Annotated in this window: 22 protein-coding genes; 14 read left to right on the top strand and 8 right to left on the bottom strand. The window is 55.8% G+C overall.

The features are described 5' to 3' along the window. Positions 1-57 precede the first annotated feature (57 nt). The 6 genes from cytR to rraA all read left to right on the top strand — a co-directional run bounded on the left by cytR (position 58) and on the right by rraA (position 5,677). Positions 58-1,083 carry a DNA-binding transcriptional regulator CytR gene (gene cytR, locus L379_RS23285; RefSeq protein ID WP_032651968.1) on the top strand — a complete coding sequence of 342 codons (1,026 nt, stop codon included), beginning with the start codon at positions 58-60 and terminating at the stop codon, positions 1,081-1,083. Positions 1,084-1,175: 92 nt separating this feature from the next. Then, the gene (ftsN, locus tag L379_RS23280; protein ID WP_017383099.1) at positions 1,176-2,144 is read left to right on the top strand and encodes a cell division protein FtsN; all 969 of its coding nucleotides are present in this window, start codon (positions 1,176-1,178) and stop codon (positions 2,142-2,144) included. Between the two features lie 94 nt (positions 2,145-2,238). Then, positions 2,239-2,769 carry an ATP-dependent protease subunit HslV gene (gene hslV / locus L379_RS23275; RefSeq protein ID WP_003862036.1) on the top strand — a complete coding sequence of 177 codons (531 nt, stop codon included), beginning with the start codon at positions 2,239-2,241 and terminating at the stop codon, positions 2,767-2,769. Positions 2,770-2,778: 9 nt separating this feature from the next. After that, positions 2,779-4,110 carry an HslU--HslV peptidase ATPase subunit gene (gene hslU / locus L379_RS23270; protein ID WP_015569947.1) on the top strand — a complete coding sequence of 444 codons (1,332 nt, stop codon included), beginning with the start codon at positions 2,779-2,781 and terminating at the stop codon, positions 4,108-4,110. Positions 4,111-4,172: 62 nt separating this feature from the next. Continuing rightward, positions 4,173-5,099 (top strand): 1,4-dihydroxy-2-naphthoate polyprenyltransferase, encoded by a 927-nt coding sequence (gene menA / locus L379_RS23265; protein ID WP_087924327.1) that lies wholly within the window; start codon positions 4,173-4,175, stop codon positions 5,097-5,099. 92 nt (positions 5,100-5,191) lie between these two features. After that, positions 5,192-5,677 (top strand): ribonuclease E activity regulator RraA, encoded by a 486-nt coding sequence (gene rraA, locus L379_RS23260; protein WP_003862032.1) that lies wholly within the window; start codon positions 5,192-5,194, stop codon positions 5,675-5,677. Positions 5,678-6,264: 587 nt separating this feature from the next. On the opposite strand, the gene zapB is transcribed toward rraA, so the two are convergent. Then, positions 6,265-6,504, bottom strand: a complete 240-nt coding sequence (gene zapB, locus L379_RS23255; protein ID WP_003862031.1) for a septal ring assembly protein ZapB — start codon at positions 6,502-6,504, stop codon at positions 6,265-6,267. Between the two features lie 399 nt (positions 6,505-6,903). On the opposite strand from zapB, the gene L379_RS23250 reads away from it, so the two are divergent. The 4 genes from L379_RS23250 (at position 6,904) to fpr (ending at position 11,255) form a co-directional block, all read left to right on the top strand. Beyond that, positions 6,904-7,749: an MIP/aquaporin family protein gene (locus L379_RS23250; RefSeq protein ID WP_015569943.1), complete on the top strand. Its 846-nt coding sequence runs from the start codon at positions 6,904-6,906 to the stop codon at positions 7,747-7,749. A 21-nt stretch (positions 7,750-7,770) separates the two neighbouring features. Then, the gene (glpK, locus tag L379_RS23245) at positions 7,771-9,279 is read left to right on the top strand and encodes a glycerol kinase GlpK (RefSeq protein ID WP_006808669.1); all 1,509 of its coding nucleotides are present in this window, start codon (positions 7,771-7,773) and stop codon (positions 9,277-9,279) included. A gap of 122 nt (positions 9,280-9,401) precedes the next feature. Continuing rightward, entirely contained in the window at positions 9,402-10,412 is a 1,011-nt protein-coding gene (gene glpX, locus L379_RS23240; protein WP_015569942.1) for a class II fructose-bisphosphatase, read from the top strand. A 96-nt stretch (positions 10,413-10,508) separates the two neighbouring features. Continuing rightward, on the top strand, positions 10,509-11,255 hold the full coding sequence (gene fpr, locus L379_RS23235) for a ferredoxin--NADP(+) reductase (RefSeq protein ID WP_032651972.1): 747 nt from the start codon (positions 10,509-10,511) through the stop codon (positions 11,253-11,255). On the opposite strand, the gene L379_RS23230 is transcribed toward fpr, so the two are convergent. After that, complete coding sequence (locus L379_RS23230) at positions 11,256-11,675, bottom strand: DUF805 domain-containing protein (RefSeq protein ID WP_006808672.1); 420 nt, start codon at positions 11,673-11,675, stop codon at positions 11,256-11,258. Between the two features lie 112 nt (positions 11,676-11,787). Between L379_RS23230 and L379_RS23225 the strand changes: the two genes are divergently transcribed. Next, on the top strand, positions 11,788-12,384 hold the full coding sequence (locus L379_RS23225) for a DUF1454 family protein (protein WP_017383094.1): 597 nt from the start codon (positions 11,788-11,790) through the stop codon (positions 12,382-12,384). A gap of 111 nt (positions 12,385-12,495) precedes the next feature. Then, entirely contained in the window at positions 12,496-13,263 is a 768-nt protein-coding gene (gene tpiA / locus L379_RS23220) for a triose-phosphate isomerase (protein WP_003862019.1), read from the top strand. An 80-nt stretch (positions 13,264-13,343) separates the two neighbouring features. On the opposite strand, the gene L379_RS23215 is transcribed toward tpiA, so the two are convergent. From L379_RS23215 to cpxP, 6 genes are all read right to left on the bottom strand, one after another. Beyond that, positions 13,344-14,648 (bottom strand): SLC13 family permease, encoded by a 1,305-nt coding sequence (locus tag L379_RS23215; RefSeq protein ID WP_032651973.1) that lies wholly within the window; start codon positions 14,646-14,648, stop codon positions 13,344-13,346. A gap of 73 nt (positions 14,649-14,721) precedes the next feature. Further along, positions 14,722-15,465 carry a CDP-diacylglycerol diphosphatase gene (locus L379_RS23210; RefSeq protein ID WP_003862014.1) on the bottom strand — a complete coding sequence of 248 codons (744 nt, stop codon included), beginning with the start codon at positions 15,463-15,465 and terminating at the stop codon, positions 14,722-14,724. 111 nt (positions 15,466-15,576) lie between these two features. Beyond that, positions 15,577-16,566, bottom strand: a complete 990-nt coding sequence (locus tag L379_RS23205) for a sulfate ABC transporter substrate-binding protein (protein ID WP_003862012.1) — start codon at positions 16,564-16,566, stop codon at positions 15,577-15,579. Positions 16,567-16,779: 213 nt separating this feature from the next. Beyond that, positions 16,780-17,742, bottom strand: a complete 963-nt coding sequence (gene pfkA / locus L379_RS23200; protein ID WP_003862009.1) for a 6-phosphofructokinase — start codon at positions 17,740-17,742, stop codon at positions 16,780-16,782. 184 nt (positions 17,743-17,926) lie between these two features. After that, positions 17,927-18,811, bottom strand: coding sequence for a CDF family cation-efflux transporter FieF (fieF, locus tag L379_RS23195; RefSeq protein WP_017382698.1), 885 nt, complete (start codon positions 18,809-18,811; stop codon positions 17,927-17,929). A gap of 153 nt (positions 18,812-18,964) precedes the next feature. After that, positions 18,965-19,471: a cell-envelope stress modulator CpxP gene (gene cpxP / locus L379_RS23190; protein ID WP_032651975.1), complete on the bottom strand. Its 507-nt coding sequence runs from the start codon at positions 19,469-19,471 to the stop codon at positions 18,965-18,967. A gap of 150 nt (positions 19,472-19,621) precedes the next feature. On the opposite strand from cpxP, the gene cpxR reads away from it, so the two are divergent. Both cpxR and cpxA read left to right on the top strand, forming a co-directional pair. Continuing rightward, on the top strand, positions 19,622-20,320 hold the full coding sequence (gene cpxR, locus L379_RS23185; protein ID WP_003862004.1) for an envelope stress response regulator transcription factor CpxR: 699 nt from the start codon (positions 19,622-19,624) through the stop codon (positions 20,318-20,320). Continuing rightward, entirely contained in the window at positions 20,317-21,690 is a 1,374-nt protein-coding gene (cpxA, locus tag L379_RS23180; RefSeq protein ID WP_032651976.1) for an envelope stress sensor histidine kinase CpxA, read from the top strand. Before cpxR ends, cpxA begins: the two co-directional genes overlap by 4 nt. Positions 21,691-21,716: the final 26 nt, after the last annotated feature.

A 21,716-nucleotide genomic window follows, 5' to 3' on the forward strand; every position in this document is an offset into this window, starting at 1 on the left:
TAACTATCTGTAAAAATGGTGCTGTCCGCAGTTCGGTGTTCAGGCGAGGAGAAGACGTTGAAGTCCAGGAAAGAGGTTGCCTCGGCGACCATGAAAGACGTTGCCGAGAAAGCACAAGTCTCAACAGCAACCGTGTCCCGCGCATTGATGAACCCTGACAAAGTCTCCCAGGCGACCCGAAACCGGGTTGAAAAGGCGGCGCTTGAGGTCGGTTATTTCCCGCAAGCCATGGGGCGCAACGTTAAACGCAACGAATCCCGCACCATCCTGGTGATCGTGCCGGATATCTGCGATCCCTTCTTCAGCGAAATCATCCGCGGCATTGAGGTCACGGCCGCCGCCCAGGGCTATCTGGTGCTGATTGGCGATTGTGCTCACCAGAACCAGCAGGAAAAAACGTTCATCGACCTGATCATCACCAAGCAGATTGATGGCATGCTGCTGCTTGGCTCACGCCTGCCGTTTGATGCCAGCATTGAAGAACAGCGCAATTTACCGCCGATGGTCATGGCGAACGAATTCGCGCCGGAGCTGGAGCTGCCAACCGTTCATATCGATAACCTCACCGCCGCATTCAACGCCGTGAACTATCTTCAGGAACTGGGGCATAAGCGTATCGGCTGTATCGCCGGACCAGAAGAGATGCCGCTGTGTCATTACCGCTTGCAGGGCTACGTTCAGGCGCTGCGCCGTACCGGGGCTATCGTCGATCCGCACTACATTGCGCGCGGTGATTTCACCTTTGAAGCGGGCGGGCAGGCGCTGGAAAAATTGCTGTCCTTGCCAGAACCGCCCACCGCGGTCTTCTGCCACAGCGACGTGATGGCGCTGGGGGCGTTATCCTACGCCAAACGTCACGGCCTGCGCGTGCCGCAGGACCTGTCGATAATCGGTTTTGATAATATTTCACTTTCGGAGTTTTGCGATCCGCCGCTTTCGACCGTTGCACAGCCGCGGTATGACATCGGCCGTGAAGCGATGCTGCTTTTGCTGGATCAGCTGCACGGTCAATCAGTTAGCAGTGGGTCACGACTACTGGATTGTGAGCTGATTGTGCGCGGCTCTACCCAGGCATTAACTTAAAGTAAATACCTTTCGACACCCTTATCTGGTCAAAGCCCCGTCGCTTAAGTAACATGGCGGGCTGACGAACGAATAAATACAGCGAAACGATAGTGGCACAACGAGATTATGTACGTCGCGGCCAGCCGGCACCTTCGCGACGCAAAAAGAGTAGTTCAAAAAGCAAGCAACGCAGCCTGTCTGCTGTCTCCCCAGCTATGGTCGCCATTGCTGCGGCTGTGCTGGTGGCCTTTATTGGCGGCCTCTACTTCATTACGCATCATAAAAAAGAAGAGTCTGAAGCCCTTCAGGGTAACAAGGTCGTCGGCAACGGCCTGCCGCCGAAGCCTGAAGAGCGCTGGCGCTACATTAAAGAGCTGGAAAGCCGCCAGCCTGGCGTACGTGCGCCTACCGAGCCTTCTGCCGGGGGTGAAGTAAAGAATGCCGATCAGCTGACGGACGAACAGCGTCAATTGCTCGCTCAGATGCAGGCGGACATGCGCCAGCAGCCTACGCAGCTGAACGAAGTACCGTGGAACGAACAAACCCCGGCGCAGCGTCAGCAAACGTTGCAGCGCCAGCGTCAGGCTCAGCAGCAAACGCAACAGCAGCAGTGGACGCAGACGCAGCCGGTACAGCAGCCGCGTACACAACCGCAGCAGCAGACGCGTACCGTACAAACTCAGCCTGTCCAGCAGCAACCGAAGGCGCAGCCGCAGAAGCAAACGGCACAGCCGTATCAGGATCTGTTGCAGACGCCTGCGCATACCACTGCGCAACAGCCAAAAACGCAGCAGGCTGCGCCGGTCACCAAAGAGACCGAGGCACCGAAGCAGACGGCTGAGAAAAAAGATGAACGCCGCTGGATGGTTCAGTGCGGTTCGTTTAAAGGCGCCGAACAGGCAGAAACGGTGCGTGCTCAGCTGGCATTTGAAGGATTTGACTCACGCATTACCACCAATAACGGCTGGAATCGCGTAGTGATTGGACCGGTCAAAGGCAAAGAAAACGCAGACGGCACCATTTCCCGTTTGAAAGTGGCTGGCCACACAAACTGCATTCGACTCGCCTCCGGGGGTTGAAACCCCCAAAATCCCCCCCATCTATCATTTAATTCAGCCCTGAGCACAGGCTCAGGGCTTCTGTTTCCCGAATCTGTAACCAGGGGGTCTGCTCGTGACAACAATAGTAAGTGTACGCCGTAACGGCCAGGTGGTAATTGCCGGTGATGGCCAGGCCACGCTGGGTAATACCGTCATGAAAGGCAACGTGAAGAAAGTACGTCGTCTTTATAACGACAAAGTGATCGCCGGTTTCGCAGGCGGCACGGCTGATGCCTTCACGCTGTTTGAACTGTTTGAACGCAAACTGGAAATGCATCAGGGTCATCTGGTGAAAGCCGCCGTTGAGCTGGCAAAAGACTGGCGTACCGACCGCATGCTGCGCAAGCTCGAAGCGCTGCTGGCCGTGGCTGACGAAAACGCCTCGCTGATCATCACCGGTAACGGCGACGTGGTTCAGCCTGAAAACGACCTGATTGCCATCGGCTCTGGCGGCCCGTACGCCCAGGCCGCAGCCCGTGCGCTGTTGGAAAATACCGACATGAACGCGCGCGATATCGCGGTGAAAGCGTTGGATATTGCAGGTGATATCTGCATCTATACCAACCACAATCACACCATCGAAGAATTACCGTCTAAAGCGTAAGGATCGCCCATGTCTGAAATGACCCCACGCGAAATTGTCAGCGAACTGAACAAACACATTATCGGCCAGGACGACGCCAAGCGCTCCGTGGCTATCGCACTGCGTAACCGCTGGCGTCGCATGCAGCTCGACGAAGAGCTTCGCCATGAAGTGACGCCAAAAAATATTCTGATGATCGGCCCGACCGGTGTGGGTAAAACCGAAATCGCCCGTCGTCTGGCCAAACTGGCTAACGCGCCGTTCATCAAAGTTGAAGCCACCAAGTTCACCGAAGTGGGCTATGTGGGTAAAGAAGTGGACTCCATCATCCGCGACCTGACCGACTCGGCGATTAAGATGGTGCGTGTCCAGGCAATTGAGAAAAACCGCTATCGCGCCGAAGAGATGGCCGAAGAGCGTATTCTCGACGTGCTGATCCCACCGGCAAAAAACAACTGGGGACAGGCTGAACAGCAGCCTGAACCTTCTGCTGCGCGTCAGGCATTCCGCAAAAAACTGCGCGAAGGCGAGCTGGACGACAAAGAGATTGAGATCGATCTCGCTGCCGCGCCAATGGGCGTGGAAATTATGGCGCCTCCGGGCATGGAAGAGATGACCAGCCAGTTGCAGTCCATGTTCCAGAACCTGGGCGGACAGAAGCAGAAAGCGCGTAAGCTGAAAATCAAAGACGCGATGAAGCTGCTGATTGAAGAAGAAGCCGCGAAGCTGGTTAACCCGGAAGAGCTGAAACAGGATGCTATCGACGCGGTTGAGCAGCACGGTATCGTGTTTATCGACGAAATCGACAAGATCTGTAAGCGCGGCAACGCGTCCGGCCCGGATGTCTCCCGCGAAGGCGTTCAGCGCGACCTGCTGCCGCTGGTGGAAGGTTGCACCGTCTCCACCAAGCACGGCATGGTTAAAACTGACCACATTCTGTTTATCGCCTCCGGTGCGTTCCAGATTGCCAGCCCGTCTGACCTGATCCCGGAACTTCAGGGACGTCTGCCAATCCGCGTCGAGTTGCAGGCGCTGACCACCGAAGATTTCGAACGTATCCTGACTGAGCCAAACGCTTCTGTGACCGTACAGTATAAAGCGCTGATGGCGACCGAAGGCGTGAACATTGAATTTACCGATGACGGTATCAAGCGCATCGCCCAGGCCGCGTGGCAGGTCAACGAAACCACCGAAAACATCGGTGCGCGTCGTCTGCACACCGTGCTGGAACGCCTGATGGAAGACATCTCTTATGATGCGAGCGACCTTAACGGTCAAAGCATTACCATTGACGCAGACTATGTGGGCAAACACCTGGATGCGTTAGTGGCAGATGAAGATCTGAGCCGTTTTATTCTATAATCGCGTTCAATGCATTTTCATCACTGTTGATGGGGGCTATGGCCCCCATTTTTATTGGCTAAATAACTATGACTGATATCAGCCGTACACAGGCGTGGCTCGAAAGTCTGCGCCCTAAAACGCTTCCTCTGGCTTTTGCCGCCATTATCGTCGGTACCACGCTTGCCTGGTGGCAGGGTCATTTCGATCCGCTGGTAGCAGGTCTGGCGCTTGTCACCGCCGGGCTGCTGCAAATCCTCTCTAATCTCGCCAATGATTACGGCGATGCGGTAAAAGGCAGCGACAAGCCTGACCGCATCGGGCCGCTGCGCGGGATGCAAAAAGGGGTGATTACCCAGGCACAGATGAAGCGGGCGCTGATTATCACCGTGGTGTTGATTTGCCTGTCCGGGCTGGCGCTGGTGACGGTCGCCTCGAAAACCACCAGTGATTTCATTGGCTTCCTGGTGCTGGGCTTGCTCGCCATTATTGCAGCCATTACCTATACCGTCGGGACGCGTCCTTACGGGTATATTGGTCTGGGCGACATCTCCGTGCTGGTGTTCTTCGGCTGGCTGAGCGTGATGGGAAGCTGGTACTTACAGGCGCACACGGTGATCCCTGCCCTGTTCCTGCCGGCGACCGCCTGTGGTCTGCTGGCGACGGCGGTGCTGAATATCAATAATCTGCGCGACATCGATAGCGACCGCGAGAACGGTAAAAACACGCTGGCCGTGCGTCTGGGTCCGGTGAATGCACGCCGCTATCACGCCTGCCTGCTCATCGGCGCGCTGGTCTGCCTGGCGCTGTTCAATCTGATTTCGCTGCACAGCCTCTGGGGCTGGCTGTTTGTGCTCGCCGCACCGCTGCTGATTAAGCAGGCCCGCTACGTTATGCGTGAACTCAGCCCGGCCGCCATGCCACCGATGCTGGAACGTACGGTAAAAGGCGCGCTGTTGACTAACCTGCTGTTCGTCATCGGGATTGTCTTAAGCCAGACGCTGAGTTAGCTGACAAATATCAATTAACAATTGATGATTTTGCCAACAACGCATTTCGCACGATATACTGAACACATTCGCAGCAACAGAGCGTTAAACCTATGAAATACGATACCTCCGAGCTTTGTGACATCTACCAGGAAGATGTCAACGTCGTTGAACCCCTGTTCTCCAACTTTGGTGGACGGTCGTCGTTTGGCGGACAAATCATCACGGTGAAATGTTTCGAGGACAACGGGTTGCTGTACGATCTGCTCGAAGAGAACGGTCGTGGTCGCGTCCTGCTGGTGGATGGTGGCGGTTCAGTGCGCCGTGCACTGATCGATGCGGACCTCGCCCGCCTTGCGGTGCAAAACGAGTGGGAAGGGATTGTGGTCTACGGCTCCGTGCGCCAGGTGGACGATCTCGAAGACCTGGATATCGGGATTCAGGCCATTGCCGCCATTCCGGTTGGCGCAGCGGGTGAAGGCATCGGCGAAAGCGACGTGCGCGTTAACTTCGGCGGCGTGACCTTCTTCTCGGGTGACCACCTTTATGCTGACAATACCGGCATTATCCTTTCTGAGGATGCGCTGGATATTGAGTAGTTAATCGGTAAGCGAGATGCATAAAAAAACCGCCAACAGCAATGTGGCGGTTTTTTTTTGTCCCTCGGGATTCGCGGTCCGTTGGGTGATATTGCAACCTTTAACCAGGATTTTTATCTTACCCTGGTTCATTCCTCAGGTAACCCCTGTCGACCCTTTATAAATTCCTAATTATGTGTGGAAACCTTAACTCCGCAGCTGTTGCTCATTATGATGCTGTGTCCCTTTCCGCCATCTCGCAAATGGGCATCGGTCCAGGGAAAGGTGTATTCATAACCGTAAAGCAACCTTTAACCGGGCTTGTGTCCACCGACTTATCACCGGTGGTGAACGGTGGAGCGGTAAGCAGCAGGGACCGCATAATGAAACGCTATTTATGTATCGCGTTCATTGTCGCCAGCGTACTCGTGGTAAAGAGCGATGAACCTGTTGGGTTTGTTGCTTTTGCTACGACAGCGCAGGACAAGTAGCGTTAAGGCCGCCCAGGGCGGCCTTTTTTATGGTTTGATATCGGTTAGCGAAAACCATAAAAAAGCCGGGTGGCGGCTTCGCCTTACCCGGCCTGTTCAATGCATTCCCTAAGGAAATCAAACTTCTTCCATACGTCCCAGCAGCGCCTGCAAGCGTTCCTGCCAGCCGTTCTGCTGTTCGCGCAGCTGGTTGTTTTCGCGCTCCAGTTCTTCACGGCTGTGCTGAGCATTCTGAACTTCCTGTGACAGGGAGTTGTTCTTTTCTTTCAGCTCTTCAATTTCCATTTGCAGCAGCGTGATGGTGTCAATCGCCTGCTGTACTTTCGATTCCAGTTTCTCAAACACTTCTAAAGACATGATCCTACCTCTCCTGAATTGCAAGGCGACGCTTTAACGTAAACGCGCACAACATATGTTCCGATTGTATGGAGCGCCGTCGCCCCTGTCCAGCGGCATGCCACGCAGATCGCGGTTTGCAACACTTTTCGGCCTCGTCCTGGTGCGTTCGCCGCATATACCCCTAAGTTGTTAACCCATAAGTTAAAGAAATGATTCAGCCCATAATCATTATCTGATGCAAAAACGCGCTTTATGGCGCGAAAACGCTCATTTTATTGACGCAGACCACACATTTAGATTTCGATATTTCTCGTTTGTGCTCGTTAACGATAAATTAACACTATGTCTACAGGGCATCGTGACTGTCACGGGCGGTCACGCAAACAATAAACATTACTCTTTTGCAGGATTCCGATTATGAGTCAGACATCAACCTTAAAAGGCCAGTGTATTGCCGAGTTCCTGGGTACCGGGTTGTTGATATTCTTCGGAGTAGGCTGTGTCGCAGCACTGAAAGTGGCGGGTGCCAGTTTTGGTCAGTGGGAAATCAGTATTATCTGGGGTCTGGGCGTGGCGATGGCCATCTACCTGACCGCAGGGGTTTCCGGTGCACATCTTAACCCGGCGGTGACCATCGCGTTGTGGCTATTCGCGTGTTTTGACGGACGCAAAGTTGTTCCTTTCATCATTTCGCAATTTGCCGGCGCCTTTTGCGCAGCGGCGTTAGTTTACGGGCTTTATTACAATCTTTTCATCGACTTCGAACAGACGCATCATATGGTGCGTGGCAGTGTCGAAAGTCTGGATCTGGCAGGCATTTTCTCAACGTATCCGAATCCGCATATCAATTTTGTGCAGGCGTTCGCGGTTGAGATGGTGATTACCGCTATTCTGATGGGCGTCATCATGGCGCTGGGCGACGACGGAAACGGCATTCCGCGCGGCCCGCTGGCGCCACTTTTGATTGGCCTTCTGATTGCGGTAATTGGCGCATCCATGGGTCCGCTGACCGGCTTTGCGATGAATCCGGCGCGTGACCTGGGTCCAAAAACCTTCGCCTTCTTTGCGGGATGGGGCGATGTCGCCTTCACGGGCGGCAAAGACATTCCTTACTTCCTGGTTCCGCTGTTCGGGCCAATCGTAGGGGCGGCGCTGGGCGCATTCGGCTATCGCAAATTAATTGGTCGCCACTTACCGTGCGACACCTGTGTGGAAGAGGAGAAAGAGACGGCTTCCACCACACAACAAAAAGCTTCGCTGTAATCTGACTACGGGACACATACCATGACCGAAAAAAAATATATCGTTGCGCTCGACCAGGGCACCACCAGCTCCCGCGCTGTCGTAATGGATCATGACGCGAACATTGTCAGCGTGTCTCAACGCGAATTTGAGCAAATTTACCCGCGTCCAGGCTGGGTAGAACACGACCCGATGGAGATCTGGGCGTCGCAAAGCTCCACGCTGGTGGAAGTGCTGGCGAAAGCCGACATCAGTTCTGACCAGATTGCCGCTATCGGTATCACCAACCAGCGTGAAACGACTGTGGTCTGGGAGCGCGAAACCGGTAAGCCCATCTACAACGCCATTGTCTGGCAGTGCCGTCGTACGTCAGAGATCTGCGAACAGCTGAAGCGCGAAGGAATGGAAGAGTACGTGCGCAGCGCCACCGGCCTGGTGGTTGACCCCTATTTCTCCGGCACCAAAGTGAAGTGGATCCTCGACCACGTGGAAGGTTCACGCGAGCGCGCACGACGTGGCGAGCTACTGTTCGGCACCGTCGATACCTGGCTTATCTGGAAGATGACTCAGGGACGCGTTCACGTTACCGACTACACCAACGCCTCGCGCACCATGCTGTTCAACATCAACACCCTTGAGTGGGATGACAAGATGCTGGACGCGCTGGACATTCCGCGCGCGATGCTGCCTGAAGTCCGTAAGTCTTCTGAAGTATACGGCCAGACCAACATTGGCGGTAAAGGTGGCACCCGTATTCCTATCGCCGGTATCGCCGGTGACCAGCAGGCGGCCCTGTTCGGCCAGCTGTGCGTCAAGGAAGGGATGGCGAAGAACACCTACGGCACCGGTTGTTTTATGCTGATGAACACCGGCGAGAAAGCGGTGAAATCAGAAAACGGTCTGCTGACCACCATCGCCTGCGGCCCGCGCGGCGAAGTGAACTATGCCCTGGAAGGCGCAGTATTCATGGCGGGTGCCTCCATTCAGTGGCTGCGCGACGAGATGAAGCTGATCAGCGACGCGTTTGACTCCGAATACTTCGCGACCAAAGTGAAAGACACCAACGGCGTGTACGTGGTGCCAGCGTTCACCGGTCTGGGCGCACCGTACTGGGATCCGTATGCCCGCGGCGCGATTTTCGGCCTGACGCGCGGCGTGAACTCAAACCACATCATTCGCGCGACGCTGGAATCCATCGCCTACCAGACGCGCGACGTGCTGGAAGCGATGCAGGCTGACTCCGGCATTCGTCTGCACGCCCTGCGCGTGGACGGCGGTGCGGTAGCCAACAACTTCCTGATGCAGTTCCAGTCCGACATTCTGGGCACCCGCGTTGAACGTCCTGAGGTGCGAGAAGTGACGGCGCTGGGCGCGGCGTATCTGGCAGGTCTGGCGGTTGGCTTCTGGCAAAACCTCGACGAGCTTCAGGAAAAAGCGGTTATCGAACGCGAATTCCGTCCTGGCATCGAAACCACCGAGCGCAACTACCGCTACAGCGGCTGGAAGAAAGCGGTGAAACGTGCCCTGGCGTGGGAAGAGCACGACGAGTAAACCTATATTCCCTCTCCCCTGGGAGAGGGTTAGGGTGAGGGGCTCCGACCGCACCGGTCCCTTCGCCCCTCCCCACTCTGTGATAAACTTCGTGCAATTCCTTTTGATTGTACGAGTACCTCATGAAACGTGAACTTGCTATCGAGTTTTCCCGCGTCACCGAAGCTGCCGCCCTCGCAGGCTACAAGTGGCTGGGCCGTGGCGACAAAAATACCGCAGACGGTGCAGCCGTCCACGCCATGCGCATTGTGCTTAATCAGGTCAATATCGATGGCACTATCGTCATTGGCGAAGGCGAAATCGACGAAGCGCCGATGCTCTACATCGGTGAAAAAGTCGGGACGGGCAAAGGCGATGCCGTGGATATCGCGGTCGACCCAATCGAAGGCACCCGTATGACGGCGATGGGCCAGGCCAACGCGCTGGCGGTACTGGCGGTGGGCGATAAGGGCTGCTTCCTCAACGCCCCCGATATGTACATGGAAAAACTGATCGTCGGTCCTGGCGCTAAAGGCGCTATCGACCTTAGCCTGCCGCTGGACGCCAACCTGCGCAATATCGCTGCGGCGCTGGGTAAAGCGCTCAGCGAACTCACCGTGACCATTCTGGCGAAACCGCGCCACGACGCCACCATCGCGTACCTGCAAGCGCTCGGCGTACGCGTGTTTGCTATTCCGGATGGCGACGTTGCCGCCTCTATTCTGACCTGCATGCCTGACAGCGAAGTCGACGTGCTTTACGGCATCGGCGGCGCGCCGGAGGGTGTGGTCTCTGCGGCAGTGATCCGCGCGCTGGACGGCGATATGCAGGCGCGTTTGCTGCCACGCCATGAGGTCAAAGGCGACAGCGACGAGAACCTTCGCATTGGTGCAGACGAACTGGCGCGCTGCGCGGCGATGGGCATCGAGGCCAATAAAGTGCTCGCGCTGAACGAGATGGCCCGCAGCGATAACGTGGTCTTCTCCGCAACCGGCATCACCAAAGGCGATCTGCTGGACGGCATCACCCGCAAGGGCAACATGGCCACCACTGAAACCCTGCTGATCCGTGGTAAATCCCGCACCATTCGTCGCATTAAGTCCATTCATTATCTCGATCGTAAAGATCCGGACGTACAGACGCACATTCTGTAAAACCGTTTGATCGATAGAGCTTTCCGGCCCGAATGGGCTGGAAATGTTTCCCGCAAGTACGGAAGATAGAAGAGAGAAACAGCACAGGAGAAGATCATGGCGGACTGGGTAACAGGTAAAGTCACAAAGGTACAGTTCTGGACCGATGCGCTATTTAGCCTCACGCTGCACGCTCCCGTTCATCCGTTTACTGCCGGGCAGTTTGCCAAGCTCGGGTTGGATATCGACGGTGAACGCGTACAGCGCGCCTACTCTTACGTTAATGCGCCTGATAACCCGGACCTTGAGTTCTATCTGGTCACCGTCCCGGACGGTAAGCTCAGCCCACGCCTCGCCGCGCTGAAGCCGGGCGATGAAGTGCAGATTGTCTCCGACGCGGCGGGGTTCTTCGTGCTGGATGAAATCCCCGACTGTGACACGCTCTGGATGCTGGCGACCGGCACGGCCATCGGCCCGTATCTTTCCATTCTGCAATACGGCAAAGATCTGGATCGCTTTAAAAATATCGTGCTGGTTCACGCCGCGCGCTACGCCGCAGACCTGAGCTATTTGCCGCAGATGCAGGCGCTGGAACAGCGATATGGCGGGAAGTTAAAAATTCAGACGGTGGTCAGCCGCGAAACCGCAGCCGGCTCGTTAACCGGTCGCGTTCCGGCGTTGATTGAAAGCGGCGCGCTGGAAGATGCGGTGGGTTTACCGATGAATACCGAAACCAGCCATGTGATGCTGTGCGGTAACCCGCAGATGGTACGCGATACGCAGCAGTTGCTGAAGGATACCCGGCAGATGACGAAGCACCTTCGCCGCCGGCCGGGCCACATGACCGCCGAACACTACTGGTGATCAGCGGTACTTCACCTCAAGGGTATCTTTTCCATATTTGTTCTCGCTCTGGGTGCCGATAAACGCGCCCAGTTCGACAACCATCATTACAAAGATAACCGTCGGCAGCAGTCTGCCCACCACCCATGGGAGGATTGAGGGCAGCATTGACCAGTTCCCCGCCACCAGCATCCACGCCAGAATAATCAGGAAAGCCCATGCGCCGGAGCGGCCACGATCGTGCAGACGTTTCACCACTACGGCGGCGGTTGGCCACAGTAAACAGACCAGCGCAAATGCCGCCGTTTGCGTGCTCAGCCATGCGTTGTAGGCAACAAAAAACAGAAGCAGCATGGCGACAACCCACGTTGCAATCCAGATCCAGAAGTCACGGCGTCCAATACGCCCTTTGAATGAAAACAGCCACTGCTGTATGGTCATGTAAGGTTCCTTATTATTGTTTAGCCCGCATTTTACCCTGGAGTTGTGACCTTTTGACAAGCCGACCAGATATCGTTTTAATCATGGGCAATGACGGCCAGGGGCAATGTTGATGAAAAGTTCGGCACACTCTCTTTATTTGTGTTTAGCGATGCTGAGCGCCAGTTTTTCCCTGTATGCCGCGGAAACGGCTTCCCCGGTCACCGCCCCCTATCTTCTGGCGGGCGCCCCCTCTTTCGATCAATCTATCAGCCAGTTCCGCGAAGCCTTCAACAAAGAAAACCCCTCACTTCCGCTGGGAGAGTTCCGTGCGATTGACAGCGCCCGCGATACGCCGACCCTGACCCGCGCGGCCAGCAAAATTAACGAGAATCTGTATGCCTCTACCGCCCTTGAGCGCGGAACGTTAAAAATCAAAAGTATGCAGATCACCTGGCTGCCGATTCAGGGGCCAGAGCAGAAAGCGGCGAAAGCGAAAGCGCTGGAGTACATGAGCGCTATTCTGCGCGCCTTTACCCCCACCTTCACGAAAGCGCAAAGCCAGCAAAAGCTGCAAAAACTGCTTACCGCCGGGAAAAACAAACGCTATTACGCCGATACGGAAGGTGCCGTTCGCTATGTCGTCGCAGATAACGGCGAAAAGGGGCTGACCTTCGCGGTTGAACCGATTAAGCTGGCCCTATCAGACGCACTCGAGGGGGCGAATTAATGACAAAAAGCAAAGCCTTTCGAGGGAAAATCTCTATACTGATTCACAGACCATGCTGCCCGACAGGGCGGCCATATTCCTTAATTCGCTTATTGAGCGTGGAGAATTGAAATGCGACATCCTTTAGTGATGGGTAACTGGAAACTGAACGGCAGCCGCCACATGGTAAACGAACTGGTTGCTAACCTGCGTAAAGAGCTGGCTGGCGTGACCGGCTGCGCGGTTGCTATCGCTCCGCCGGATATGTACCTGGATCTGGCTAAACGTGCCGCTGACGGCAGCCACATCATTCTGGGCGCGCAGAACGTTGACGTTAACCTGTCTGGCGCGTTCACCGGTGAAACCTCCGCTGAAATGCTGAAAGATATCGGCGCGAAATACATCATCATCGGCCACTCCGAGCGTCGCACCTATCACAAAGAATCCGATGAGTTCATCGCGAAGAAATTCGCTGTGCTGAAAGAGCAGGGTCTGATCCCGGTTCTGTGCATCGGTGAAACCGAAGCAGAAAACGAAGCAGGCAAAACCGAAGAAGTGTGCGCACGTCAGATCGACGCTGTGCTGAAAACCCAGGGCGCGGCAGCGTTCGAAGGCGCGGTTATCGCTTACGAGCCAGTCTGGGCGATCGGTACCGGCAAATCTGCAACTCCAGCGCAGGCACAGGCGGTGCACAAGTTCATCCGTGACCACATTGCAAAAGCAGACGCGAAAGTGGCTGAGCAGGTCATCATCCAGTACGGCGGTTCCGTTAACGCATCAAACGCAGCTGAGCTGTTCACCCAGCCAGACATCGATGGCGCACTGGTTGGCGGCGCATCCCTGAAAGCAGACGCTTTCGCGGTGATCGTTAAAGCGGCAGAAGCGGCTAAACAGGCGTAATGCTGTTGCGGCGGGTGGCGCTTCGCTAACCCGCCCTACGGTTCTGTAGGCCCGGTAAGCGTCAGCGCCACCGGGCTTTTTTAAAGCCGTCCCAGTAGGCTAAACCACAGATAATCCAGCGGCAGCAGCACCAGATACGTCGCAATCGCCAGCGCCAGACAAAGCAGCATCCCCGCCTTCGCAGGCACTTTCCCTAAGCCCATCGCCACTACAATCGGCGACGCCTGATACGGCAACAGCGGCGTGGAATACCCCAGCACCTGAATCATGATCACCGACAGCAGCGGGAAGCCGGTCGCGTCCGAGAAGCTCTGCGCCAGCGTGGTGTACAGCGCAGGAACGCCGTTGGCGGTCATAATGAAGTTGAGCGCCGTGGTGATCCCCGTCAGCGCCAGGAAGCTGGTAAACGGGCGGTCTGCATCCAGCGGCATGATATGGAGCAACGCCTCGCCTACGGCCGCACCGATACCGGTCTGCGTCACCGTAATGGCCAGCCCGAGTATACCCGCGACGTAAATACAGGTGCGCATATTCACCCCCGCCGAGAACTCCTCCCCGGTGATAAAACCGATGCGCGGCAGCATAACGATGACCGAGGCCGCCAGCCCCGTCCACGCTGGCCCAACGCCGTGCCAGCTCTCCGTCACCCACATCGTCAACACCACCGCCAGCAGCCAGGCGAGTCGTTTTTCGTCACGCCCCATCGGTTCCGATGGCGTGAGATCCTTCGCCGGTTTCGGGTTGCCGGGGAACAGCCAGCAGATCAGGCCAATCAGAATCAGGCCTTTGAGAATACCCAGCACCGGGGTGTGCAGCAGCAGATACGGGACATAGTTGAGGTGGATACCGTATGAGCCTTCCGCCGCGCCGCTCATCACCAGGTTGGGCACGTTGGCGGGCAAAATAGTGGCCGAGAGCTGGAAGGTGCCAAACCCGACCGCCAGCGCCAGGCCAAACCAGGCCCGCGAGCCATCAGGAATGCCGGCCCGCTTCGCCATCGCGGCGACAATCGGCATCAGCAGCGCAATACGTCCCATGTTCGACGGCATCACGAATGCCAGGGCATAGCTCAGCAGCACAACGCTCGCCACCATCAGCGCCCAGGAGTCGGTAAGCTTTGCCGACAGCGCCCGGGCAGCCCTGTCCGCCAGGCCGGTTTTCCGAATCGCCACGCCCAGCACAAAGCCGCTGAACACCAGCCAGAAGGCAGACGAGGCGAAGCCGCCGAAGATCACTTCCGGCGGGGCGATTCTGGCGGTCATCGCCGCCGTGAAAAACAGCAGCGCGGTGATAAATTCCGGCAACAGCGACGTCGCCCACAGCACGATGGTGACGCCGACGATCAGCGAGGGAAGCAGCAGAGGATGCGTTAACCAGAGCGACATACCTGTCTCCTGTAGAATTTTTCAGCAAGTCTACGGCGACAGGCAGGGCGAGTAAACGCTATTTATGGTGGGGTCACTTCAGGATATCGCATTGATGATCCTGCAATTCCTCAGCCGACGCGCGGTTAAAGGTAAGCAGGTTACGCTCTGTCGCCAGCAATACAAACGAGCCGTCCGACTGCTGTGCCATCGCCAGCGCGAAGCGTCCCATATGATCGCGGGCTTCCGGCAGCTCTTCCGCCAGCATCATAAACGGGCTGCGCTGCACCAGTTCGTTCTCCGTCACCCGACGGGCAAGGTATTCATGCCCTTCCAGCCCGCCCGGAAGCGGTAACCACTGGGTGCTGATTTGCCCCTGCGACGCGTTCAGCTTCTCGCGCACGTCCGGGCGCAGACAGGAGATGTGGATATGAAAATGGTTTTGCGTGCGCCCGGTCGGGGAGTTGATGGTCAGCGAAACGGCGCTGTCAGGCACGTCGGCCCCCCGTTTCATACTCATAAAATGGCGAGACTGCCATGCCAGCCAGAAGAAATTCGGTGTCTGCGGCTCAGTCAGCAGCGGGCTTTCGGTGCCGTTGATACGGTACGTGGGCATCAGCAGGTATTGCAGCGGCCCGTTGCGGTCCTTGAACACCACGTAGCCCGCATCTGGCTTCACCTGCGCACACGGTGCCGGGTTACGGTTATGCAGCTGGTTGGGCACACACTGGTCGAGAACGATATGACGCAACGCATTCGGATTACCCGCTTTCATCCAGTACACGCCGCCTGCGGCAAGGGCGATAACGATCAGAATCAGTAAGATAATTTTTTTCACAACGCGTTCCCTGTTTTCAATAGAGGCAAAAGAGTAACGCAAAATGATGACCAAATAAAAAACCCGGCGGATTTCTCACACCGGGTTACCGTGTCGTTCTTTGTAAAACGCTTAGCGCTTGCTGATCTGGTCGAAGGTGCCGCCGTTAGAGAAGTGCTCTTTCTGCGCTTTGGTCCAGCCGCCAAACACATCATCAATAGTGAACAGCTTCAGTTTCGGGAAGGCGTTTTCGTATTTCTTCGCGACGGCCTCATCGCGTGGGCGGTAGAAGTTTTTCGCCGCAATTTCCTGCCCTTCCGGTGAGTAGAGGTACTTCAGGTAGGCTTCCGCCACCGCTTTGGTGCCCTTCTTATCAACAACCTTATCGACGACGGAGACGGTCGGCTCAGCGAGGATGGATTCGCTCGGGGTGACGATCTCGAACTTGTCTTTACCCAGCTCGTTGGTCGCCAGCAGGGCTTCGTTTTCCCAGGCGATCAGCACGTCGCCAATGCCGCGTTCGACGAAGGTGTTGGTTGCGCCGCGCGCGCCGGAGTCCAGCACCTCGACGTTTTTAAACAGTGCTTTGACGAAGTCCTGTGCTTTGGCCTGATCGCCGTTGTTGTGGTGCAGCGCGTAGCCCCAGGCTGCCAGATAGTTCCAGCGTGCGCCGCCGGAGCTTTTTGGGTTCGGGGTAATGACAGACACGCCTGGCTTAATCAGGTCGTTCCAGTCCTTAATCTGTTTCGGGTTGCCTTTACGCACCAGGAAGACAATGGTCGAGGTGTATGGCGCAGAGTTGTCCGGCAGACGCTTGATCCAGTTTTTGTCGATACGGCCACGCTCGGCGATAGCGTCAACATCGTAGGCCAGCGCCAGGGTCACCACGTCGGCTTCAATACCGTTGATGACGGAGGTCGCCTGCTTGCCAGAACCACCGTGAGACTGGCGAACCACCACGTTATCGCCGGTTTCCTGTTTCCAGTGCGCCGCGAAAGCTTTGTTGTACTGGTCGTACAGTTCACGCGTCGGATCGTACGACACGTTCAGTAACTGAATGTCCTTTGCCAGAACGCTGGTCGATGCCAGCAATAATGTTAACCCCACGCCCCATTTATTCATCGCCCAGCTCTCTTGTGTAGTGTTTTGATGAATGCAGCGTGCCAGAAAGCTAACCGATGATTAAAGAATAAAAAAAGATTGGCTATAACGTAGTGGAATAAAAAAGCGTGCACGCATAAAAAAGCCGGGTGGCGGCTACGCCTTACCCGGCCTACGAATCGTGCTTTTGTAGGCCCGGTAAGCGCAGCGCCACCGGGCAACAGAGTCAATCAATCAGTACAGTTTTTTCGCGCAGTCCAGCCAGTCACCTTTGAACGGACGCTTCATGTTTTCAATGGCATCGATGATGTCATGGTGAACCAGTTTCTCGTTCTGGATACCGACGCAGCGGCCGCCGTGTCCCTGAAGCAGTAGCTCGATCGCGTACGCGCCCATGCGGGACGCCAGGATACGGTCGTACGGGCCTGGGGAACCACCACGCTGAATGTGACCCAGAACGGTCGCGCGGGTTTCGCGTTTGGTTTCGGTTTCGATGTACTTCGCCAGCTCGTCAACGTCACAGATGTGCTCGGTGATAGCAACGATGGCGTGTTTCTTACCTTTCGCGATACCGGCTTTGATTTCAGCGACCAGATCTTCACGGCTAAATTCCACTTCCGGCACCACCACGAACTCACAGCCACCGGCAATTGCCGCCGCCAGAGTCAGGTCACCGCAGTAACGGCCCATCACTTCAACAATAGAAATACGCTGGTGAGAGGAAGAGGTGTCACGCAGGCGGTCAATCGCTTCCACAACGGTACCCAGCGCGGTGAAGTAACCGATGGTGTAGTCGGTGCCTTTGATGTCATTGTCGATGGTGCCAGGCAGACCGATGCACGGGAAGCCCATTTCAGTCAGACGTTTTGCACCCATGTAGGAGCCGTCGCCGCCGATAACCACCAGCGCATCCAGACCCCGTTTTTTCATGTTTTCGATAGCCACTTCACGGATGTGTTCGTCACGGAATTCCGGGAAGCGTGCAGAACCGAGGAAAGTACCGCCACGGTTGATCATGTCAGACACGCTGTAGCGGTCGAGCTGAACCATGCGGTCTTCATACAGACCCAGGTAACCGTCATAGATACCAAAAACTTCCAGACCTTCCGTCAGCGCTGCACGGACAACCCCACGGATTGCCGCGTTCATGCCCGGCGCATCACCGCCGCTTGTCAACACACCGATTTTCTTAATCATGACTACCTCTGAACTTAGGAATGCAAAATTGAAATCTGCTGCCGGAAGAAACTGTTCAACCGTCGAATACTGCAAATAGTATATCAATCCCTTCCAGCTGAATTGATTCAGGTCAGGCCATATGGTGGTAATTTATCCACAAAATGCTGCTCTGGCTCACTTTTTTACAACGAATTACGAAAGCTCAAAACGCCCTGGGTACGACAGAGCACGGATCCTGATGAATAATGACGTCTGACCCAGGGAAACGCTGCAAAATCGCCTGCTCCACCTGTTCAGCGACCATATGCGCCTGAACCAGTGGCAGGTTGTCTTCCATTTCCAAATGAATCTGAATAAAGCGGGTCGGCCCTGACTGCCGCGTACGAAGATCGTGAGCACCACTGACGCCAGGCCAGTTGGTCACGATGGCATAAATTTCATCACGTTCTGCATCCGGAAGCGCACGGTCAAGAAGCGACTGTACCGCTTCATACCCCATCCGCAAGGCGCTGTATAAAATATAGATCCCTATCCCTAACGCAAACAACGCATCGGCCCGATGCCAGCCATACCAGGCCAGACCAAGCGCAATAAGAATAGCCCCATTCATCATAACATCAGACTGATAATGAAGCATATCGGCCCGTACAGCCTGGCTTTGTGTTTTGCGTACAACCCAGCGCTGGAACGTTACAAGAACAAGTGTGCTTATAAGTGCAACTACCGTTACGACCACGCCAACGCCCGGATCGTTCATCGGAGAAGGCGAAATAAGATGCTGAATACCGGTCAAAAACAGGAAAAGCGCAGAGCCCGAAATAAACATGCTTTGTGCCAGCGCGGCCAGCGATTCCGCTTTGCCGTGGCCAAACGTATGCTCTTCATCCGCCGGTTGCAGCGAGTAGCGCACCACCAGCAGGTTGGTCAGCGAGGCGGCAATATCCACCAGTGAATCCACCAGTGCCGCCAGAATACTGACCGACCCGGTGTACCACCACGCGAAAATTTTAATGATCAGCAAACACGACGCCATCACCGTCGCGGCTATTGCGGCCCGGCTTACCAGCCGTCCATAGGATTGATTCATAAACACTCCTGTCATGCCATGGCGCTAGTATAACGGATGGTGGTGGAGTGAAAGGATGAATAAAGCGTTAACAAACCTGAACGATGGGCAAAAAAAACCCCCACATCATGTGGGGGAAGACAGGGATGGTGTCTATGGCAAGGAAAACAGGGTTTACTGGTTACTACGGGTACTGCTATTGCTACTGAAAAGCGTCATATCTGAGCTTCGCTGCATCCGTGCAACCTCACGCAACTGGTTCATACGTTGCTGATGTTTGGTATTCAAAACCGCTTGCTGCTCGGGCGTTAGCAGGTGGAACATCTGGTTGCGAACCTTCGCCATCTCTACCTGGCGGGCAACCTGTTCCTGCGCCATTTTTTCGGCCTGAGCGCGTACAGCGCTTTCGTCAAAATTTTCTGCGGTGACAAGGCGATGCATTGTCTCCATTTCGCTAACATTAACAGGGGGCTGGTCGTGTCTTGCCCTCTGCATCAGATCTCGCATCTGTTGACGCTGATGTTCGGTTAAACTTATGCCGTCAAACATATGGCTTTGGCTGCTGTGCTGCGTTGCGCCCTCTGCTGAGGAACCGTTATCGCTGTTGATAGCTACAGCAGCCTGGCTAAACGCACTGAAGGCCAGCGTTGAGGCCATGACGGCAGCGGTAACTTTGCGCATCACTTGCTCCCAAAATCTTTCGTGTCGCGATTCAACGAGAGACAGTCTACGATTCAGGCTGCAAACATGCGTCAGGGGGTGTAAAACAACGTAAAGTCATGAATTAGATAGCCTTGATGTCGTAATTTCTGCCTCGGAGGTATTTAAACAATGAATAAAATCCTGTTAGTTGATGATGACCGAGAGCTCACATCTCTTTTAAAGGAGTTGCTCGACATGGAAGGTTTCAACGTCCTGGTTGCCCATGATGGGGAACAGGCGCTGAGTCTCCTTGACGACAGCATCGATTTACTTTTGCTCGACGTCATGATGCCGAAGAAAAACGGTATTGATACGTTGAAAGAGCTTCGCCAGACACACCAGACCCCCGTCATTATGCTGACCGCACGCGGCAGCGAGCTTGACCGCGTACTCGGCCTTGAGCTGGGTGCGGATGACTATTTACCTAAGCCGTTCAACGACCGTGAACTGGTGGCCCGTATTCGCGCGATCCTGCGCCGCTCTCACTGGAGCGAGCAGCAGCAGAATACCGACAACAGCTCACCTACGCTGGAAGTGGACTCCCTGAGCCTGAACCCGGGCCGCCAGGAAGCGAGCTTCGACGGTGAAACGCTGGAGCTAACCGGCACCGAGTTCACCCTGCTGTATCTGCTGGCGCAGCATCTCGGCCAGGTGGTGTCGCGTGAACACTTAAGCCAGGAAGTGCTCGGCAAACGCCTCACCCCGTTTGACCGCGCCATCGATATGCATATCTCGAACCTGCGCCGTAAGCTGCCGGAGCGTAAAGACGGTCATCCCTGGTTTAAAACCCTGCGTGGTCGCGGTTATCTGATGGTTTCCGCTTCATGATAGGCAGCTTAACCGCCCGCATCTTCGCCATCTTCTGGCTGACGCTGGCACTGGTTTTAATGCTCGTTTTGATGTTGCCAAAACTCGACTCACGCCAGATGACGGAGCTACTCGACAGCGAGCAACGTCAGGGCGTGATGATCGAGCAGCACGTGGAAGCGGAGCTGGCAAACGATCCGCCGAACGATTTAATGTGGTGGCGCAGGTTGTTTCGCGCTATCGACAAGTGGGCGCCCCCCGGACAACGTCTTTTACTGGTCACCAGTGAAGGCCGCGTGATTGGGGCCGATCGCAATGAAATGCAGATTATCCGCAACTTTATTGGCCAGGCGGATAATGCCGATCACCCACAGAAAAAGAAATATGGTCGGGTAGAGATGGTCGGTCCTTTCTCGGTGCGGGATGGGGAAGACAATTACCAGCTCTATCTGATTCGCCCTGCGAGCAGTTCCCAGTCCGACTTTATCAACCTGCTGTTTGACCGTCCGCTTTTGCTGTTGATTGTCACGATGCTGGTCAGTTCCCCGCTGCTGTTATGGCTGGCGTGGAGCCTGGCGAAACCGGCGCGTAAGCTGAAAAATGCGGCGGACGAAGTGGCGCAGGGCAACCTGAGGCAGCATCCGGAGCTGGAATCCGGGCCGCAGGAGTTCCTGGCCGCCGGAACCAGTTTTAACCAGATGGTCTCTGCTCTTGACCGCATGATGACCGCGCAGCAACGCCTGCTGTCGGATATCTTCCACGAGCTGCGGACGCCGCTCACGCGCTTACAGCTGGGTACCGCCCTGCTGCGCCGCCGCAGCGGTGAGAGTAAAGAGCTGGAGCGTATTGAGACGGAAGCGCATCGCCTGGACAGCATGATCAACGATCTGCTGGTGATGTCTCGCAATCAGCAGAAAAACGCGCTGGTGAGCGAAACGGTGAAAGCCAATCACCTCTGGCATGAGGTGCTGGACAACGCGGCGTTCGAAGCGGAGCAGATGGGCAAATCGTTCACCGTCAACTTCCCGCCGGGCCCGTGGCCGCTCTACGGTAACCCCAACACGCTGGAAAGCGCGCTGGAGAATATCGTGCGTAACGCCCTGCGCTATTCGCACACGAAGATTGAAGTGGCGTTTTCGGTGGATAAAGACGGGATTACCGTCATTGTCGATGACGATGGTCCTGGCGTCAGCCCGGAAGATCGCGAGCAGATTTTCCGTCCGTTCTACCGCACCGACGAGGCGCGCGACCGTGAATCTGGTGGTACGGGGCTAGGTCTGGCGATTGTTGAAACCGCCATGCAACAGCACCGTGGCTGGGTGAAAGCCGATGACAGCCCGCTGGGCGGGCTGAGGTTAACGCTGTGGCTGCCGCTGTATAAGCGTTCGTAACCGTATGTGCCGGGTGGCGGCTTCGC

The sequence above is a fragment of the Enterobacter sp. MGH 33 genome (assembly GCF_000534535.1).
Lineage (GTDB): Bacteria > Pseudomonadota > Gammaproteobacteria > Enterobacterales > Enterobacteriaceae > Enterobacter > Enterobacter hormaechei_C.

What these genes read in the sequence shown, in the direction of transcription:
- hslU (WP_015569947.1), top strand. Translation starts at nt 2,779, where the DNA reads ATGTCTGAAATGACCCCACGCGAAATTGTCAGCGAACTGAACAAACAC.
- rraA (WP_003862032.1), top strand. Translation starts at nt 5,192, where the DNA reads ATGAAATACGATACCTCCGAGCTTTGTGACATCTACCAGGAAGATGTC.
- zapB (WP_003862031.1), bottom strand. Translation starts at nt 6,504, where the DNA reads ATGTCTTTAGAAGTGTTTGAGAAACTGGAATCGAAAGTACAGCAGGCG.
- L379_RS23250 (WP_015569943.1), top strand. Translation starts at nt 6,904, where the DNA reads ATGAGTCAGACATCAACCTTAAAAGGCCAGTGTATTGCCGAGTTCCTG.
- glpK (WP_006808669.1), top strand. Translation starts at nt 7,771, where the DNA reads ATGACCGAAAAAAAATATATCGTTGCGCTCGACCAGGGCACCACCAGC.
- glpX (WP_015569942.1), top strand. Translation starts at nt 9,402, where the DNA reads ATGAAACGTGAACTTGCTATCGAGTTTTCCCGCGTCACCGAAGCTGCC.
- fpr (WP_032651972.1), top strand. Translation starts at nt 10,509, where the DNA reads ATGGCGGACTGGGTAACAGGTAAAGTCACAAAGGTACAGTTCTGGACC.
- L379_RS23230 (WP_006808672.1), bottom strand. Translation starts at nt 11,675, where the DNA reads ATGACCATACAGCAGTGGCTGTTTTCATTCAAAGGGCGTATTGGACGC.
- L379_RS23225 (WP_017383094.1), top strand. Translation starts at nt 11,788, where the DNA reads ATGAAAAGTTCGGCACACTCTCTTTATTTGTGTTTAGCGATGCTGAGC.
- tpiA (WP_003862019.1), top strand. Translation starts at nt 12,496, where the DNA reads ATGCGACATCCTTTAGTGATGGGTAACTGGAAACTGAACGGCAGCCGC.
- L379_RS23215 (WP_032651973.1), bottom strand. Translation starts at nt 14,648, where the DNA reads ATGTCGCTCTGGTTAACGCATCCTCTGCTGCTTCCCTCGCTGATCGTC.
- L379_RS23205 (WP_003862012.1), bottom strand. Translation starts at nt 16,566, where the DNA reads ATGAATAAATGGGGCGTGGGGTTAACATTATTGCTGGCATCGACCAGC.
- pfkA (WP_003862009.1), bottom strand. Translation starts at nt 17,742, where the DNA reads ATGATTAAGAAAATCGGTGTGTTGACAAGCGGCGGTGATGCGCCGGGC.
- fieF (WP_017382698.1), bottom strand. Translation starts at nt 18,811, where the DNA reads ATGAATCAATCCTATGGACGGCTGGTAAGCCGGGCCGCAATAGCCGCG.
- cpxP (WP_032651975.1), bottom strand. Translation starts at nt 19,471, where the DNA reads ATGCGCAAAGTTACCGCTGCCGTCATGGCCTCAACGCTGGCCTTCAGT.
- cpxR (WP_003862004.1), top strand. Translation starts at nt 19,622, where the DNA reads ATGAATAAAATCCTGTTAGTTGATGATGACCGAGAGCTCACATCTCTT.
- cpxA (WP_032651976.1), top strand. Translation starts at nt 20,317, where the DNA reads ATGATAGGCAGCTTAACCGCCCGCATCTTCGCCATCTTCTGGCTGACG.